Annotated in this window: 1 protein-coding gene; it reads left to right on the forward strand. The window is 61.4% G+C overall.

Annotated features, from left to right (window positions below; all coding sequences use genetic code 11):
• On the forward strand, nt 1-547 hold a 547-nt coding region (locus tag AC5Y5W_RS24970), incomplete at both ends, for a condensation domain-containing protein (RefSeq protein WP_500014180.1).

Consider the following 547-nt stretch of genomic DNA (forward strand, 5'->3'; position numbering starts at 1 on the left):
TCGCGATTGCGGGGCGTGGTGATCCGGCGCTTGATGAGTTGGTCGGGTTTTTCGTCAACACGTTGGTGTTGCGGGTTGATGTGGGTGGGGATCCCAGTGTGGCGGAGTTGTTGGCGCAGGTGCGGGCTCGGGGGTTGGCGGCCTATGAGCATCAGGATGTGCCGTTTGAGGTGTTGGTGGAGCGGCTTAACCCGACTCGCAGTTTGACTCATCATCCGTTGGTGCAGGTGATGTTGTCTTGGCAGAATTTCGCCGGGGATTCGGCTGCGGGGTTGAGTTTGGGTGATGTGGCGGTCACTCCGTTGCCGGTGGATGCCCGCACTGCCCGGATGGATTTGGCGTTTACGTTGGCCGAACGCTTCACTGAGGCCGGTGAGCCCGCTGGGATTTCGGGGGCGGTGGAGTTTCGCACCGATGTGTTTGATGCGGTCAGTGTTGAGGTGTTGATCGGCCGGTTGCAGCGGGTGCTGGCGGCCATGGTTGCCGATCCCGGGCGGTCGTTGTCGTCGGTCGATGTCCTCGACGACCGTGAACATGCCCGATTGGA

It is taken from the genome of Mycobacterium sp. NGS51, assembly GCF_059812525.1.